16 protein-coding genes are annotated in these 15,365 nt (G+C 74.9%); 10 read left to right on the forward strand and 6 right to left on the reverse strand.

What is annotated here, in order from left to right; translation table 11 throughout:
- The first annotated feature begins 6 nt into the window (after positions 1 to 6).
- Together ASF50_RS14125 and ASF50_RS14130 are read left to right on the forward strand one after the other, a co-directional pair.
- Positions 7 to 534, forward strand: a complete 528-nt coding sequence (locus ASF50_RS14125; protein ID WP_056862049.1) for a CGNR zinc finger domain-containing protein — start codon at positions 7 to 9, stop codon at positions 532 to 534.
- Between the two features lie 40 nt (positions 535 to 574).
- Positions 575 to 2,215, forward strand: a complete 1,641-nt coding sequence (locus ASF50_RS14130; protein ID WP_056862048.1) for a DNA repair helicase XPB — start codon at positions 575 to 577, stop codon at positions 2,213 to 2,215.
- Between the two features lie 42 nt (positions 2,216 to 2,257).
- Here the strand turns inward: ASF50_RS14130 and ASF50_RS19080 are convergent, their stop codons facing one another.
- Positions 2,258 to 2,416: a hypothetical protein gene (locus ASF50_RS19080; RefSeq protein ID WP_156718289.1), complete on the reverse strand. Its 159-nt coding sequence runs from the start codon at positions 2,414 to 2,416 to the stop codon at positions 2,258 to 2,260.
- 120 nt (positions 2,417 to 2,536) lie between these two features.
- On the opposite strand from ASF50_RS19080, the gene ASF50_RS14135 reads away from it, so the two are divergent.
- The 5 genes from ASF50_RS14135 to ASF50_RS14155 are packed head-to-tail and all read left to right on the forward strand — an operon-like array spanning position 2,537 to position 7,415.
- Positions 2,537 to 3,706 (forward strand): RtcB family protein, encoded by a 1,170-nt coding sequence (locus ASF50_RS14135; RefSeq protein WP_056904823.1) that lies wholly within the window; start codon positions 2,537 to 2,539, stop codon positions 3,704 to 3,706.
- A 59-nt stretch (positions 3,707 to 3,765) separates the two neighbouring features.
- The gene (locus ASF50_RS14140; RefSeq protein WP_056904824.1) at positions 3,766 to 4,878 is read left to right on the forward strand and encodes a FecCD family ABC transporter permease; all 1,113 of its coding nucleotides are present in this window, start codon (positions 3,766 to 3,768) and stop codon (positions 4,876 to 4,878) included.
- A gap of 55 nt (positions 4,879 to 4,933) precedes the next feature.
- Positions 4,934 to 5,914: an ABC transporter substrate-binding protein gene (locus ASF50_RS14145; RefSeq protein ID WP_056904825.1), complete on the forward strand. Its 981-nt coding sequence runs from the start codon at positions 4,934 to 4,936 to the stop codon at positions 5,912 to 5,914.
- On the forward strand, positions 5,911 to 6,711 hold the full coding sequence (locus ASF50_RS14150; RefSeq protein ID WP_056904826.1) for an ABC transporter ATP-binding protein: 801 nt from the start codon (positions 5,911 to 5,913) through the stop codon (positions 6,709 to 6,711). Before ASF50_RS14145 ends, ASF50_RS14150 begins: the two co-directional genes overlap by 4 nt.
- Complete coding sequence (locus tag ASF50_RS14155; RefSeq protein WP_056904827.1) at positions 6,708 to 7,415, forward strand: class I SAM-dependent methyltransferase; 708 nt, start codon at positions 6,708 to 6,710, stop codon at positions 7,413 to 7,415. Before ASF50_RS14150 ends, ASF50_RS14155 begins: the two co-directional genes overlap by 4 nt.
- A gap of 19 nt (positions 7,416 to 7,434) precedes the next feature.
- On the opposite strand, the gene ASF50_RS14160 is transcribed toward ASF50_RS14155, so the two are convergent.
- Together ASF50_RS14160 and ASF50_RS14165 are read right to left on the reverse strand one after the other, a co-directional pair.
- Positions 7,435 to 9,783, reverse strand: coding sequence for an alpha/beta hydrolase (locus tag ASF50_RS14160; protein WP_056862043.1), 2,349 nt, complete (start codon positions 9,781 to 9,783; stop codon positions 7,435 to 7,437).
- A gap of 96 nt (positions 9,784 to 9,879) precedes the next feature.
- Positions 9,880 to 10,527 carry a hypothetical protein gene (locus tag ASF50_RS14165; protein ID WP_056904828.1) on the reverse strand — a complete coding sequence of 216 codons (648 nt, stop codon included), beginning with the start codon at positions 10,525 to 10,527 and terminating at the stop codon, positions 9,880 to 9,882.
- Positions 10,528 to 10,606: 79 nt separating this feature from the next.
- Here ASF50_RS14165 and serA point away from each other — a divergent pair, with 79 nt between their 5' ends.
- The 3 genes from serA to ASF50_RS14180 are packed head-to-tail and all read left to right on the forward strand — an operon-like array spanning position 10,607 to position 13,413.
- Positions 10,607 to 11,806: a phosphoglycerate dehydrogenase gene (gene serA, locus ASF50_RS14170; protein WP_056904829.1), complete on the forward strand. Its 1,200-nt coding sequence runs from the start codon at positions 10,607 to 10,609 to the stop codon at positions 11,804 to 11,806.
- A gap of 30 nt (positions 11,807 to 11,836) precedes the next feature.
- Positions 11,837 to 12,715 (forward strand): oxygenase MpaB family protein, encoded by an 879-nt coding sequence (locus ASF50_RS14175; RefSeq protein WP_056862040.1) that lies wholly within the window; start codon positions 11,837 to 11,839, stop codon positions 12,713 to 12,715.
- Between the two features lie 53 nt (positions 12,716 to 12,768).
- On the forward strand, positions 12,769 to 13,413 hold the full coding sequence (locus ASF50_RS14180; RefSeq protein WP_082503182.1) for a hypothetical protein: 645 nt from the start codon (positions 12,769 to 12,771) through the stop codon (positions 13,411 to 13,413).
- Here the strand turns inward: ASF50_RS14180 and ASF50_RS14185 are convergent.
- From ASF50_RS14185 to ASF50_RS14195, 3 genes are read right to left on the reverse strand one after another with little or no spacing between them, the layout of a single operon-like run.
- Positions 13,403 to 13,690 (reverse strand): DUF4031 domain-containing protein, encoded by a 288-nt coding sequence (locus ASF50_RS14185; RefSeq protein ID WP_235557669.1) that lies wholly within the window; start codon positions 13,688 to 13,690, stop codon positions 13,403 to 13,405. The genes ASF50_RS14180 and ASF50_RS14185 overlap by 11 nt on opposite strands.
- Positions 13,683 to 14,246, reverse strand: a complete 564-nt coding sequence (locus ASF50_RS14190; protein ID WP_056904830.1) for an AAA family ATPase — start codon at positions 14,244 to 14,246, stop codon at positions 13,683 to 13,685. The genes ASF50_RS14185 and ASF50_RS14190 overlap by 8 nt, the downstream gene beginning before the upstream one ends.
- Positions 14,243 to 15,343 carry a DNA polymerase domain-containing protein gene (locus tag ASF50_RS14195; protein WP_056904831.1) on the reverse strand — a complete coding sequence of 367 codons (1,101 nt, stop codon included), beginning with the start codon at positions 15,341 to 15,343 and terminating at the stop codon, positions 14,243 to 14,245. Before ASF50_RS14195 ends, ASF50_RS14190 begins: the two co-directional genes overlap by 4 nt.
- Between the last annotated feature and the right edge of the window lie 22 nt (positions 15,344 to 15,365).

The following is a 15,365-nucleotide window of genomic DNA, read 5'->3' on the forward strand; positions in this document are numbered from 1 at the left end:
GGCGCCATGGACGTCGCGGGCCACGCCGAGCAGGCCGCCCGGCTGGTCAACGCCACGGTGCTCGACGTCGACGACCTCGTCGCGGTGCTCTCGGAGCGCCCCGCGCTGGCCGCACGGGTGACCGACCGCGACTGCATGCTCGTGCGGCGGCTGCAGCGCGACCTCGACCCCGTCTTCCGGGCGGCCGCCGAGGGCCGCGACGCGGCCGCCGTCGAGGCCCTCGACGCCCTGCTGGCCGCGCACCCGGTCACCCCGCGGCTCACGCCCGACCCGCACGCGCCCTCGGGCCTGCGCCTGGCCGTCGGGGGTCGCTCCGACGCCGTGGCCGAGCAGCTCCTCGCCGAGTCGCTGGTGGGCCTGGCCACCCTGGTGGCCGACCTCGGCGCCGCCCGGCTCGGCGTGTGCGGGGAGCCGCGCTGCTCGCAGGTGTGGGTCGACACCTCCTCCAACCGCTCCCGGCGCTACTGCTCCGGGCGGTGCGCCTCGCGGGTCCACGTGGCCGCCCACCGCGCGCGACGGCGTACGCCGGCCTGAGCCGACCGCCCGCCGCCCGGCGGCTCCGTAGACTCGCCAGGTGAACGACGGCCCCCTCATCGTCCAGTCCGACAAGACCCTGCTGCTCGAGATCGACCACGAGCGGGCGCAGGACTGCCGCAAGGCGATCGCCCCCTTCGCCGAGCTCGAGCGCTCCCCCGAGCACGTGCACACCTACCGGCTCACGCCGCTGGGGCTGTGGAACGCACGCGCCGCGGGCCACGACGCCGAGCAGGTCGTGGACACGCTGCTGGAGTACAGCCGCTACGCCGTGCCGCACTCGCTGCTGGTCGACGTGGCCGAGACCATGGCCCGCTATGGCCGGCTGCGCCTGGAGAAGCACCCGGTGCACGGGCTGACCCTGGTCAGCTCCGACCGCCCCGTGCTCGAGGAGGTGCTGCGGGCCAAGAAGATCGCCGGCATGATCGGCGCCCGCCTCGACGACGACACCGTGGTGGTCCACGGCTCCGAGCGCGGCAACCTCAAGCAGGCACTGCTCAAGCTGGGCTGGCCGGCCGAGGACTTCGCCGGCTACGTCGACGGCGAGGCCCACCCCATCGACCTCGACGAGAGCGAGTGGCACCTGCGCGACTACCAGCGCGACGCCGCCGACTCCTTCTGGCACGGCGGCTCCGGCGTCGTCGTGCTGCCGTGCGGCGCCGGCAAGACGCTGGTCGGCGCGGCCGCGATGGCCCACGCCAAGGCCACCACGCTGATCCTGGTGACCAACACCGTCTCGGCGCGGCAGTGGAAGGACGAGCTGGTCAAGCGCACGTCGCTCACCGAGGACGAGATCGGCGAGTACTCCGGGGCGATGAAGGAGATCAAGCCGGTCACCATCGCGACCTACCAGGTGCTCACGCTGCGCCGCAAGGGCGCCTACCCCCACCTCGAGCTGCTCGACGCCCGCGACTGGGGCCTCATCGTCTACGACGAGGTGCACCTGCTGCCCGCGCCGATCTTCCGGATGACCGCCGACCTCCAGGCGCGCCGGCGCATCGGCCTCACCGCGACCCTGGTGCGCGAGGACGGCCGCGAGGGCGACGTCTTCTCCCTCATCGGGCCCAAGAGGTACGACGCGCCCTGGAAGGACATCGAGTCGCAGGGCTGGATCGCGCCGGCCGACTGCGTCGAGGTGCGGGTCTCGCTGCCCACCGACGAGCGGCTGGTCTACGCCACGGCCGAGCCCGAGGAGCGCTACCGCCTGGCCGCCTGCACCCACCACAAGGTCGACGTGGTGCGCGAGCTGGTCGCCCAGCACCCGGGGCAGCCCACCCTGGTCATCGGGCAGTACATCGAGCAGCTCGACGAGCTCGCCGCGGCCCTCGACGCCCCGGTCATCAAGGGCGAGACGACGGTCAAGGAGCGCCAGCGCCTCTTCGAGGCCTTCCGATCGGGCGAGATCGGCCTGCTGGTGGTGAGCAAGGTGGCGAACTTCTCCATCGACCTGCCCTCGGCCGAGGTGGCCATCCAGGTCTCCGGCTCCTTCGGCTCGCGCCAGGAGGAGGCCCAGCGCCTGGGCCGGCTGCTGCGGCCCAAGAGCGAGGGCAAGACCGCGCACTTCTACACGATCGTCTCGCGCGACACCGTCGACGCGGAGTTCGCCCAGAACCGCCAGCGCTTCCTGGCCGAGCAGGGCTACGCCTACCGCATCGTCGACGCCGAGGACCTGCCCGCCTGAGGAGGCCCCCGCCGGGGCCGCCCGCCGGGGCCGCCGGCCGGGTCAGCGGCCGCGGCGGGCCCGGCGCACCAGCCACACGACGAGACCGAGCACCGCGAGCACGGACACGACGGCCACGGCGATCTCCGCCGGGGCGGGCAGCAGCGGGTCGAGCCCGCCGTCGTCGGTGACGGTCAGGAGGCGGTCGGTCGGCAGGCGCATGGGCGCATCCTCGCCCGCCGCGTCCCTGCACGCGCAAAACCGGGGGTGCAACCCGATTCCTGCTCCGTAGCGTCGCCGGTCGCCGGCCACCGTGGTCGGCGACCGATCAGGGGAAGGACGATGGAGAAGATCACCCCGAAGCTCCTCAGCTGGGCTTCCATCCTCGAGGACACCACCCGCGAGCAGGCGATGACGACGGCGCGCATGCCGTTCATCCACCCGCACCTCGCGCTGATGCCCGACGCGCACCTGGGTCTGGGGGCGACCGTCGGGTCGGTCATCCCGACCCTCGGCGCGATCATGCCCGCCGCCGTCGGCGTCGACATCGGCTGCGGCATGATCGCCGTGCGCACCCAGTGGACGGCCGACCGGCTGCCCACCGACCGGCGCCCCGTGCGCGAGGCCATCGAGCGGGCGGTGCCGCTCTCGGCCGGCGGGGTCAACCGCCGCGTCAGCCGCGAGCACACCCGGCAGCGGCTCGAGCTGCTGACCCGCCTCGCCGAGCAGGCCGGCTTCGAGCCGGCGGCGTACGCCCGGCGCTGGGAGCTGCAGCTGGGCACCCTGGGCTCGGGCAACCACTTCATCGAGGTGAGCGTCGACGAGGAGCAGCGGGTCTGGCTCTTCCTGCACTCGGGCTCGCGCGGGGTGGGCAACCGGATCGCGCAGCACCACATCGCCGTCGCGCGCGACCTCTGCGAGCGCTGGTGGGTGCCGCTGCCCGACAAGGACCTCGCCTACCTCGTCGAGGGCACCGCGGAGCTCGACGCCTACGTCGCCCAGATGCGGTGGGCGCAGACCTACGCGCTGCTCAACCGCGAGGAGATGATGGACCGCGTCGTGCGCCAGGTCGAGGAGTGGGTCGGCGAGGCCGTGGTGCGCACCGAGGAGATCAACTGCCACCACAACTACACCGAGCGGGAGCGGCACTTCGGTCGCGACGTGTGGCTCTCCCGCAAGGGCGCCATCAACGCCGAGGCCGGTCGGCCCGGGCTGATCCCCGGGTCGATGGGCACCGCCTCCTACGTCGTCGTCGGCAGGGGCGACCCGGTCTCGCTGCACTCCGCACCCCACGGCGCGGGGCGGGAGTACTCGCGGGCACGGGCCCGGCGCACCTTCACCCGCGAGCAGCTGCGGGAGGCGATGACGGGCATCGAGTGGCGCGACTCCGAGGCCTTCCTCGACGAGATCCCGGGGGCCTACAAGGACATCGACCGCGTCATGGCCGACGCCTCCGACCTGGTGGAGGTCAGGCACGTGCTGCAGCAGGTGGTCAACGTCAAGGGCGACTGAGACGCACCTACGGCGACTGGTACGTTGTTGCGCATTGTTCGCAACAACTCGGGAGCGTCGTGACAACCACCGCCACCCCGTCCGCCCGTCCGGGCCTCGCGCCCGGACGGGCGGACGACCCGCTCGGCCTCCGCGCGCGGCGGCGGCGTACGACGCTGTGGCTGCTCGGCCTCGGGGCCGGGCTGGTCGCCACCGTGCTGGTCGGGGTGGGCGCGGGGGCGGTCGGCATCGATCCCGCCACCGTGGCGCGCATCGTGGGGCACCACCTGGTGGGCCTGTCCGGAGCGGCCTCCGTCGACCCCACCAGCGACGCCATCGTCTGGCAGGTGAGGCTGCCGCGGGTGGCGCTCGCCGTGCTGGTCGGCGCCGGGCTCGCCGTGTGCGGGGTCGCCCTGCAGGCCATGGTGCGCAACGTGCTGGCCGACCCCTACCTGCTCGGCATCAACTCCGGCGCCTCCACCGGCGCCGCGGCGGCCATCCTCTTCGGCCTCGGCGCCGGCCTCGGACACCACGCGCTGCCCGCCAGCGCCTTCCTCGGCGCCGTGGCGGCCTCCGCGCTCGTGCTCGCGGTGGCACGCTCCGGCGGGCGGCTCACCTCGACCCGGATGCTGCTCGCCGGGGTGGCGGTGGGCTACGCGCTGTCGGGGCTCACCAGCTTCCTGGTCTTCGCCTCGGGCTCCGCCGAGGGCGCGCGGTCGGTGATGTTCTGGCTGCTCGGCTCCCTCGGACTGGCCCAGTGGGGCGCGCCGCTCGCGGTGGTCGCGGTCGTGGTGTCCCTCACCGTCGCGCTGCTGGCGGTGTGGGGGCGCGGGCTCGACGCGCTCGCCGTCGGCGACGAGACCGCCCACACCCTCGGGATCTCCCCCGACCGCTTCCGGACCCTCCTGCTGCTGGTCGTGTCGCTGTGCGTCGCGGTGCTCGTCGCCGCCGCCGGCAGCATCGGCTTCGTCGGCCTCGTCGTGCCCCACCTCGCGCGCCGCGCCGTCGGCGCCGGCCACGTGCGGGTCGTGCCCACCGCCGCGCTCATGGGCGCGATCCTCCTCGTCTGGGCCGACGTCGCCAGCCGCGTGCTGCTCCAGCCGCAGGAGATCCCGATCGGGATCATCACCTCCGTCGTCGGCGCGCCCTTCCTGCTGCTGCTCATCCGCCGCCTCCACGCCACCGCGGCCTGACCCCCTGCCCGCTGCCCGCTGTCCCCCCGAGCCCCGCCCCAGCCCCAGGAGAACCGTGCCCCGCTCCCGCCGCCCCGCCCTCACCGCCTCCGCCCTCACCGCCGCCCTCGCGCTCGCCGGCTGCGGCACGGCGACCGACACGTCGGGCGCAGCCGGCGGCGAGCCGGTGACGGTCACCAACTGCGGCAGCGAGGTCGTCCTCCCCGCCGCCCCCGAGCGGGTGGTGATGCTCAAGAGCGCTGCGGTGCCCTACCTGCACGACCTCGGCGTGCTCGACCGCGTCGTCGCCCGCGCCGGGCTCTACCCCGCCGAGTACTACGACGAGCAGACGCTCGCCGAGCTCGACGCGATCCCCGAGCTGACCAGCGACACCGACGCCGGCGGGCACCTGCAGATCTCGAAGGAGGTCGTGGTCGCCCAGCGGCCCGACCTGGTGCTCGGCGAGGTCGACAACCTCTCGCGCAGCGGCCTCGAGGCCGTCGACGTGCCGCTGCTGGAGGAGCCGGCGCTGTGCGGCACCTTGACCGGCGAGCCCGGCTTCGACGACGTGTGGTCACAGCTGGCGCTCTACGGGGAGGTCTTCGACCGCCCCGACGAGGCCGCAGCCGCCACCGCCGACCTGCAGGAGCGCCTCGCCGCCGTCGAGGCCGAGGTCGACGGGCCGTCGGGGCGCACGGCCGCGGTGCTCTACCCCACGGTGGGCGGAGGCACGACGTACGCCTACGGCACCGGGTCGATGGCCCACCCGCAGCTGGAGGCCGCCGGCTTCGAGAACGTCTTCGGCGACGTCGACGAGCGGGTCGTCGAGGTCACCCTCGAGGAGCTGCTGGGCCGCGACCCCGACGTGATCGTGCTGCTCCACACCGACGGCGACCCCGCCGACGTCGAGGAGGCCCTGGTGGACCTCCCCGGCGCGGAGCGGCTCACGGCCGTGCGCGAGGGAGAGGTGATGACCCAGCTCTTCAACTTCACCGAGCCGCCGAGCCCGCTGGCCGTCGACGGGCTCGAGGCGATCGTGGCGAGGTTCGGGGAGTGATCACCGCGACCGGGGTCTCCTGGTCCTACGCCGGTCGCCCGGTCGTCCACGACGTCGACCTCCTCGCGCGGCCCGGCCGGGTGCTGGGCCTCATCGGCCCCAACGGCAGCGGCAAGACGACCCTGCTGCGCCTGCTGCACGGCGCGCTGCGCTCCCCCACCGGACGCGTCGAGGTCGACGGCGAGCCGGCCGCGTCACTGGCCCCGCGGGAGGCGGCCCGGCGCCTCGCCGTCGTGGTGCAGGAGTCCGGCGGCGAGACCGCCCTCACGGTGGCGGAGATGGTGCTGCTGGGCCGCGGGCCCCACCTGTCGACCTTCCAGCGCCTCGGGGCCGGCGACCACGCGCTCGCCCTCGACTGCCTGCGCCGGGTGGGCGCCGACCACCTCGGCGCCCGCGCCGTCGCCGGGCTCTCCGGGGGCGAGCGGCAGCGCGTGCTCATCGCCCGCGCGCTGGCCCAGCAGGCGACCCACCTGCTGCTCGACGAGCCGACCAACCACCTCGACGTGCGCTACCAGCACGAGGTGCTTGGCCTGGTCCGTCGCCTCGTGGGCGGACCCGACCCGACCGCGGTCGTCGTCGTGCTGCACGACCTCAACCTGGCCGCCCGCTACTGCGACGACCTCGTGCTGCTCGGCGACGGCGCGGTCGTGGCCGCCGGGCCCGTCGGCGAGGTGCTCGACCCGGCCGTGCTCGAGCCCGTCTACGGCATCGGCATCCGCCGGGTCGAGGTCGACGGCCAGGTCCACCTGCTCTTCCAGCCCACCGACCCGCCCACCGACCGAGGAGCCCCCGCATGAGCGTCCAGGACCGCATGAACGACTACTGGAGCCGCCGGGCGCCGGCCTACGACGCCGGCCAGCACCGGCCCGAGCACCGGGGCCGCGACCGCGCGCTCTGGGCCGAGGTGTGGTCGGCGGCGCTTCCCCCGGCCCCCGCCGACGTGCTCGACCTCGGCTGCGGCAGCGGCTACGTCACCACCCTGCTGGCCGACCTCGGGCACCGCGTCACCGGGATCGACCTGGCCGACGGCATGCTCGAGGTGGCGCGGGAGCGGGTCGCCGGGCTGCCCCCGACGACCCGTCCGCCGCGGCTGCTCCACGGCGACATGGTCGCGCCCGACTTCCTCGACGACAGCTTCGACGTGCTCGCCGGGCGCTACGTGCTGTGGACGCTGCGCGAGCCCGGCACCGCCCTGGCGGCCTGGCGCCGCGTGCTGCGCCCCGACGGGGTGCTGGCCATGGTGGACAGCACGTGGTTCCCCGACGGGCTCGGGAGCCACGGCAGCGAGGACTTCACCGGCTCCTACGACGACCGCGTGCGCGCCGCCCTCCCGCTGGCCGAGGCCACCAGCATCGAGGCCAGCGCCCAGGCGCTGCGCGACGGCGGCTTCCGCGACGTCGAGGTGACCCCGCTGACCGGGCTGCTGGAGCTCGACCGGGCCCACGGCGCGGCGCCCGGGCACGACGTACGGCTGCAGTTCCTGCTGACCGCGCGCCCCTGACCGGCCCGGCCGGGCCGCCTCAGCCGCGGCCCCGGCGGTCGTCGTCGATGACCGACGCGCGGGCGACGTACTGGTCGGTCATCACGCCGTCGAGGGCCCAGGCTGTCAGCTGGAAGTCGTACCTGCGGGCCCCGCGCTCGTCGTCGGGCTGGTAGGTCAGCGGAACGACGCCACCGGTCTGCCCGGGGGCGAGGTCGAGCACGTAGCGCTCCAAGGAGCCGCGCGACTGACCGGTGGTGAGCACGAGCACCCGCGCCGGGCGGGTCAGGCCGGTGACCGTGAAGGGCAGGTCGACCGTGGCGGGCGCGGGGCCGTCGCCCTCGGGCCGGCGGACGTCGGCGAAGCTGATCGTGGCCATCCGCCGCTGCGGCACGGCGGCGAGGCGGTCGGGGGCGGCCGAGACGTCGGCGACCCAGACCCTCCCGTCGCCGCTGCGCGCGACCAGGTCGACCGCGGTGACGCGGGCGGGGTCGATGCCGGCGGCCTCGGAGGCGTCGACCAGCAGCGTCTGCCCCCAGATCTTGGTGCTGCCGCGCGGCAGCGCGCGCAGCACGCCGTCGCCCTCCGGGGTCACCACGGCGGTGGCGCCGTCGGCGTCGGTGAGGCGCACGTCGACCTGCACGTCGCCCAGCCGCGGGTCGACGAGGGTGCGCAGCTCGAGCCGACGCCCGGCGAGGTCGAGCGGCTCCTCCAGCACCAGTCCGGCGCGCTGGCCCGGGGCGTCCCACGACACCTCCAGGAAGCGGTGGGTCGGGGTGCGCTCGCCCGACGTGGTCCAGTGCGGGGTCACCTGGCCCGTGATGCCGCGCCCGCAGTCGGCGGCGCGCTGGGCGTAGGACGCGGTGCCGCGGCAGAAGCGCGAGGCCGCGCCGTCGGGCAGCGAGCGCCCGGCCTCGTCGCCGGGCGCGCGCACGTCGCGCCCGCCACCGACGGCGTGGCTGAGCACCTCGGCGTCGCCGGCCGACGCCGCGGTGACCCGCGAGCCGTCGAAGAGCGGCAGCACCGCGTCGTCGCCGGTGAAGAGCCGCACGGCCCCGGCGGTGTAGGTCGCGCCCACGGCGCGCTGCTCGGCGCCGTCGAGACGGCGCGGGTCGGCGGTGCCGCAGGAGCGGTTCTCCCCGCCGTACCAGTCGTCGACCGACGGGGCGGCGGCCACGCCGGGGGTCCACTCGGAGTTGAAGAAGTTGTGGTTGGCGCCCAGCACCAGCACCGAGCTCTTCAGCGAGGTGTCGTCGGGGGCGACGTCACGGCCGTAGTCGGTGAAGCGCTGGCCCTGGAGGTCGAACACGTCGCCGTCGCAGGCCGGGAGCAGGGTCACGGTGGGCACGTAGGGCGCGGTCTGGGTGCCGAAGTCGGTCGGCGCGATGAGCACCTGACCGGCGACGCGGTAGGGAGCCGACAGCGGGATCTGGATCGAGGCGCGGTCCACGCCCTCGCCGCCGCGGCTGTGGCCCACCAGCACGACCCGGTCGAGGTCGACGTCGTGGGAGGGCGCCAGGTCGACCCAGTGGTCGAGGTGGCGCGCGATGATCTCGGCGCGGGCGCCGGCACCGCCGTCGTCGAGGCGGTAGTCCTGGGCGTTGATGCCGTTGACGCGGATCGAGACCGTGGCGTAGCCCTGGCTGGCCAGCAGCTCCTGGGTCTGCACGTAGCCCAGGTGGCTCGGGATCTCCTCGAAGCGGCCCGCGCAGGGCCAGTCGAAGCTGTAGGCACGCGGTCGGTCGGGGTCGTAGCACACGCCGTGACGACCGTGCTGGAAGAGCACGAGCGGCCGGGGCCCGGTCGCGGCGTCGGCGGCGGGCTCGACCACGTGGCCGACCATCTCGACCGGCTCGGGCATCCCCGGCAGCTTGACCGGGTCGAGCTCGTAGTCGCTGGCGACGGTGGCGAACGGCCCGGCCACGCCGGGGTCGTCGGCCAGCTCGGCGAAGCCCTGCGTGTACGGCGCGGTGGCCGCGCGACCCGCGGCGAGCGGCGCGGTGGCCCGGGCCGCGTCGAGCCCGGACTCGTCCAGGCGGTCGCCCGAGAGCAGCACGTCGAGGTCGGCGGGGTCGGGGCGCTGCGCGGAGCGCACCGTGGCGCTCACGGTGCGCCCGTCGGCGCTCACGGTCGGGGCCCCGAAGCCGAGGCCGGCGCCGGCGAGGGTCGGGCGGTCGGAGCCCAGCGGCAGCCGGCCCGGCGCGGTCCACGCCACGCGCCAGGTCACGGCGTCGACCCGCGACACCTGCCAGGTGCCGCGGTCGGCGGAGGTGGCGGTCGGGGCCGGCGGCGCGGCGGCGGTCGGGGAGGGCACGACGGCCGCGGCCGTCAACGGGAGCAGGATGGCGGCGAGCGCCGCGGCGGCACGGCGGGTGGGGCGCTGGAGCACGGGTGGGGTCCGTTCTTTCGGGGTGGGCGGTCTGCCCACCGACTCCTAGACGCACGAGAGCGTCGTCCGGTTGCCTCGCGACCGAGACGTCGACGCTCAGCCCACCACGTCGACGGCCAGCACGTCGAGGGACCAGGCCCCGCGTCGGTCGCCGTCGAGCGGCACCACCCGCACCACCGCGCCGGTCCCCAGGTCGAGGGCGACGTCGTGGGCGCTGGGGTAGTCGATGCCGGTGAGGTCGCGCTCCTCGCCGTACTCGAGGCGGTCGCTGACCCGCGACCACTGCAGCGGACAGCAGCTGCACGTGGGGTCGTAGCCCTCGACCGGGACCGCGCGGGCCCACCACACGCTCCTGCCGGCCACCTCGCCGGCGCGCGGGTCGTCGAGCAGCACCCCCGAGCTCAGCTCGACGGGGTCGAGCACGGCGACCCAGAGGTAGGACTGCCACATCGCGTCGGCGTAGTCGATCCTCCTGTCGGCCGTGGCACGCGTGGGGCGGCTGGCCACCAGTCCGTCGGCGTCGAGCGCGGGCGTGACCGCCCACGGTCGCCCGGGCGCGGAGTGCGGCGCCGCCGCGACGTGGTGGATGCCCCGGGGGTCCCGCACGACGAGGGTGCCGCGCGCACGGTCGAGGCTCGCCTCCGCCGGAGCCGCGGTCCCCTCCACGAAGCGCACCTCGAGAGTGCGCCAGCGCCACGGTCCGCTCCGGGCCAGCGCGCGGAATCGGTCGAGGGTGGGCTCCATGCGCCCAGCAGACCACGGGCGGCGTCCACGCCTCATCGGGTTTTCGGCGCAGCGGCGCGGCTTCTCTACCCTTGTCGGAGTGAAGGCACTGCTGCTCGAGAACATCCATCCGCTCGCCGTCCAGATCCTCGAGGGTCGCGGCTTCGAGGTCGAGCTGCGCGCCGGCTCCCTCTCCGAGGACGAGCTCGTGGAGACGCTCCCCGGCGTCGACCTGCTCGGCATCCGCTCCAACACCCACCTCACCGAGCGGGTGCTCGACGCCGCCACCGACCTGCAGGCCGTCGGCTGCTTCTGCATCGGCACCAACCAGGTCGACCTGGCCGCGGCCGCGGCCCGCGGCCTGGCCGTCTTCAACGCGCCCTTCTCCAACACCCGCAGCGTGGTGGAGCTGGTCATCGGCGAGATCATCGCGCTGGCCCGTCGCCTGCACGAGAAGTCGGGCAAGATGCACGCCGGTGTCTGGGACAAGTCGGCCAAGGGCAGCCACGAGATCCGCGGTCGCACCCTCGGCATCGTGGGCTACGGCAACATCGGCACCCAGCTGTCCAACCTGGCCGAGTCGATGGGCATGCGGGTCATCTTCTTCGACACCGCGGACCGGCTGGCCCACGGCAACGCGCAGCGCATGAAGACCCTCGACGACCTGCTCGAGCAGGCCGACGTCGTCACGCTGCACGTCGACGGCCGCCCCGGCAACGCCGGCTTCTTCGGCCCCGAGCAGTTCGCGCGCATGAAGCCGCGCTCGCTGTTCATCAACGCCGCGCGAGGCATGGTCGTCGACAACGAGTCGCTGCGCGAGCACATCCTCTCGGGCCACATCGCCGGCGCCGCCCTGGACGTCTTCCCGATCGAGCCCAAGGCCCAGGGCGACCCCTTCGAGTCGCCGCTGCGCGGTCTCGACAACGTCATCCTCACCCCGCACGTCGGCGGCTCCACGCAGGAGGCGCAGGAGGAGATCGGCTTCTTCGTCGCCAACAAGCTCGCCGGCTTCGCCCTCGAGGGCCGCACCGAGCTGTCGGTCGACCTGCCCGCCGTCATGGCCCCGCAGCTGCAGAGCGGGCACCGGCTGGGCTACCTCCACGTCAACGTGCCCGGCGTGCTCGCCTCGGTCAACCAGCTCATCGCCGAGTCGGGCAGCAACGTCACCGGTCAGTACCTCGCCACCTCCGGCGAGCAGGGCTACGTCGTCACCGACACCTCCGACCCCGTCCCGGAGTCGGCGATCAAGGCCCTGGCCGACTCCGAGCACACGCTCTGGGTCCGCACCTGGTCGGCCTGAGCCCCACCGCCCCGTCCGTAGGCTCGGGGCATGGGGACCGCGAGGGTGAGCGTGCGCGACCGGCTGGGCCAGGCGCTGTTCGAGCGCGTGGCCGGGCCCGACGGCGCCAAGCAGAGCGACCGGATCCACAACCGGCCCGGGCCGCGGTGGTTCGAGCCCGACAGCGCGATCGTGCGGGTGCACAGCGACGCCTCGATGTTCATCGGCGGGATCCGGGCGCTGCTCCTACAGACGCTGCACCCCGCGGCGATGCGGGCGGTGGCCGAGCACTCGGGCTACCGCGGTGACATGTGGGGCCGGCTGGCGCGCACGAGCACGTTCCTCGCCACGACCACCTTCGGCCACGCCGAGGACGCCCAGACCGCGGTCGACGTCGTGCGCCGCATCCACGCCAAGGTCACCGGCACGATGCCCGACGGCACGCCGTACGCCGCCTCCGACCCCCACCTGCTCAGGTGGGTGCACGTCGCGGAGGTCGACTCCTTCCTGCTGGCCCACCAGGTCTACGGCAAGCAGCCGCTCGACCAGGCCGGGCGCGACGAGTACGTCGCCCAGGTCGGGGTCATCGCCGAGAAGCTGGGCGTCGTCGACCCGCCGCAGACCGAGGCCGAGCTGCGCGAGGCGCTGGCCGCCTACCGCCCGGAGCTGCGCGGCACCCCCGAGGCGCGCGAGGCCGTGGGCTACCTGCTCTTCAAGCCGCCGCTCCCCCTGCCCGCCCGGGCGCCCTACGGCGTGCTGGTGGCCGCTGCCGTGGCGCTGATGCCGGTGTGGACCCGGCTGCCGCTGCGGCTGCCCTGGCTGCCGGTGGGCGAGCGGACCGTCGTGCGGGCGCTGGGCGGCCTGGCCACCGGCACCATCCGGTGGGCGATGACGCCCTCGCAGGCCGCCCGCGCCGCCGCCGACGCCTGATCCACCCCCGACCCGGGCTGGCACCGGTGGGTGCGTCCCCGTTGAATGGACCCATGGAACCTCCGCATCCGGACCTCTCCTCACGCTGGCCGCTCGCCGGCGCCACCGACGTGCGCGACGCACTGCTGGCCGCCTACGGCGACCCGAGCCGCGGCTACCACGACCTGCGCCACCTCGCCGAGGTGCTCGACCGGCTCGACGAGCTCGCTGCGCGGGGTGCGGCCTACCCGCAGCGCCCGGTGGTGCTCGCCGCGTGGTTCCACGACGGGGTCTACGACGGCGAGCGTGACGCCGAGGAGCGCTCGGCCGCCTGGGCCGAGCACGCCCTCGCCACCCACCTGCCGGCCGAGGAGGTCGCCGAGGTCGTGCGCCTGGTCCGGCTGACCGAGACCCACCAGCCCGACGACGACGACGCCGCCGGCTGCGCCCTCTCCGACGCCGACCTGGCCATCCTCGCCGCGCCCCGCGCGCGCTACGACGACTACGTCGCCGCCGTGCGTCGCGAGTACGCCCACCTCGACGACGAGACCTTCCACGAGGGCCGTGCCCGGGTGCTGGAGAGCCTGGCCGAGAAGCCGGGGCTCTTCCACACCGCGCACGCCCGCCGCACCTGGGAGGCCCCGGCCCGCGCCAACCTCGACGCCGAGCTCGCCTCGCTGGGGGCCCGCACGGGCCGCTCCGAGGCCGTCAGCCGCTAGGGCGCCCACGCCTCTGCGTCGTGCGCAGCCCGGCCGCGCGCAGCCGGGCGACGAGCTCGCGGCTGCTGACCGGCGTGGCACCGGCGGCCACGACGTCGTCGTACCACTCCGAGGGGACGTCGTAGTGGTCGCGGTCGAAGCCGCGCTCGGAGAAGCCCTGGGCCCGCGCGAAGGCATGCAGCTCCTCGTAGGACGTGTCGCTGGCCAGGTGCGACCACAGCCGGCCGTGGCCGGCGGCGTTGGGCGGGTCGATGAGGATCATCGGGCGCTCACGCACCCCATCCTGGCACCGCGCGCCGCACGAGGTGCCCGAGCGCCCGCAGCGAGGCGGCCTCGTCGAGACCGCCCACGTCGAGGTCGAGGAGGTCGGGGCGCTGGCCGGTGAGCGCCTCGAGGCGCGAGATCCACAGCGCCGGACCCTGCTCGCCCTCGCCGTCGACCACGACGGCGACGGCCCGCGCCAGCGGCGTCGAGTCCTCGCGCCGCGCGCACCGCGCGGCGACCTCGGCCGCCGGTGCCCGCAGCAGCACCGAGCAGACGTCGGCCCCGGCAGCGTGTGCGGCCCGCTCGAAGCCGGCCAGGCCCACGGGGTCGGCGAGCAGCTGCGGAAGCACGACGTCGCGCCCGCCGCGCAGGTGGGCCGTGACCATGGCGTGCGCGACGGGTCTGGCCACCTCCCCGGTGGCGGCGAAGTCCTCCCGCCACCCACCGACCCACGTGCGCAGCGCGTCGACGTCGAGCAGCAGCGTGCCCGGGTGGGCGTCCGCCCACCGGGCGGCGAGGGCCGACTTGCCGATGCCGGGCGGTCCGTTGAGGTGAAGGAGCAGGCTCACGCCTCGACCCGGTTGCCGTCGTCGTCCCAGTGGGCGGCCACCTTCTTCGAGGGCTGCACGCGCGGCGGCTCCCCCGGCATCTTGGGGTGGTCGGGCGGGTAGTTGAGCTCCCCGCCGGGCAGCTCCTCCCACAGGTCGAGCAGCGGCTGGAGCGAGCCCGCCGCGTCGTCGATGCCGGCCCACGGGTCGCCGTGCTCGCGCAGCCGCTCGGGCACCGTGACGATGTTGAGCTCGCGGGGGTCGCGCAGCTCGGCCAGCTCCTCCCACGACAGCGGGGTCGACACGGGCGCCCCCGGCAGCGGGCGCAGGGAGTAGGCGGAGGCGATGGTGCGGTCGCGGCAGTTCTGGTTGTAGTCGACGAAGATCCGCTGCCCGCGCTCCTCCTTCCACCAGTTCGTGGTGACGCCGGGGTCGCGGCGCTCGAGCTCGCGGCCCAGGCCGATGGCGGCGTGGCGCACGTCGGCGAAGTCCCACTCCGGGCGGATGCGCACGTAGACGTGCACGCCGCGGTTGCCCGACGTCTTGGGCCACCCGACCAGACCGAGCTCACGCAGCAGCGCGTCGGCGACGCCGGCGACGCGCACGGCGTCGGCGAAGGTCGTGCCGGGCTGGGGGTCGAGGTCGATGCGCAGCTCGTCGGGGCGGTCCTGCCAGCCCTCGACCGCGGGGTCGCGGCGCACCGGCCAGGGGTGGAAGGTGATCGTGCCCATGTGGGCGCACCACACCGGCACCGCGATCTCGGTCGGGCAGATCTCGTCGGCGGTGCGCCCCGAGGGGAAGGTGATGCGGGCGGTCTCGAGGTAGTCGGGCGCCCCCTTCGGCACCCGCTTCTGGTAGAACGCGTCGGCGTCCTTGTCCTGCGGGCCCGTGGCCAGCCGCATGCCGGGGCGCACCCCGGAGGTCCAGCGCTCCAGCGCCGTGGGACGACCGCGCAGGGCCCGCATCAGCCCGTCGTCGACGGAGGCGACGTACTCCGCCACGCCCAGCTTGGTGATCTCCGGGGTGCGGTCGGTGGCCTCGAAGACCACCCGGTCGGGGCTCGAGACCCGCACAGCGCGCCCGCCCGCCTGCACCTCGACCGCGCTCGCCTTCGCCATGGGCGCCACCGTAGCGGCGAAA

Source organism: Nocardioides sp. Leaf307 (assembly GCF_001423135.1).
Lineage (GTDB): Bacteria > Actinomycetota > Actinomycetes > Propionibacteriales > Nocardioidaceae > Nocardioides > Nocardioides kribbensis.

Coding starts and splice junctions, on each gene's coding strand:
- ASF50_RS14135 (WP_056904823.1), top strand. CDS start 2,537: ATGGAGAAGATCACCCCGAAGCTCCTCAGCTGGGCTTCCATCCTCGAG.
- ASF50_RS14165 (WP_056904828.1), bottom strand. CDS start 10,527: ATGGAGCCCACCCTCGACCGATTCCGCGCGCTGGCCCGGAGCGGACCG.
- ASF50_RS14195 (WP_056904831.1), bottom strand. CDS start 15,343: ATGGCGAAGGCGAGCGCGGTCGAGGTGCAGGCGGGCGGGCGCGCTGTG.
- ASF50_RS14125 (WP_056862049.1), top strand. CDS start 7: ATGGACGTCGCGGGCCACGCCGAGCAGGCCGCCCGGCTGGTCAACGCC.
- ASF50_RS14155 (WP_056904827.1), top strand. CDS start 6,708: ATGAGCGTCCAGGACCGCATGAACGACTACTGGAGCCGCCGGGCGCCG.
- ASF50_RS14175 (WP_056862040.1), top strand. CDS start 11,837: ATGGGGACCGCGAGGGTGAGCGTGCGCGACCGGCTGGGCCAGGCGCTG.
- ASF50_RS14180 (WP_082503182.1), top strand. CDS start 12,769: ATGGAACCTCCGCATCCGGACCTCTCCTCACGCTGGCCGCTCGCCGGC.
- ASF50_RS19080 (WP_156718289.1), bottom strand. CDS start 2,416: ATGCGCCTGCCGACCGACCGCCTCCTGACCGTCACCGACGACGGCGGG.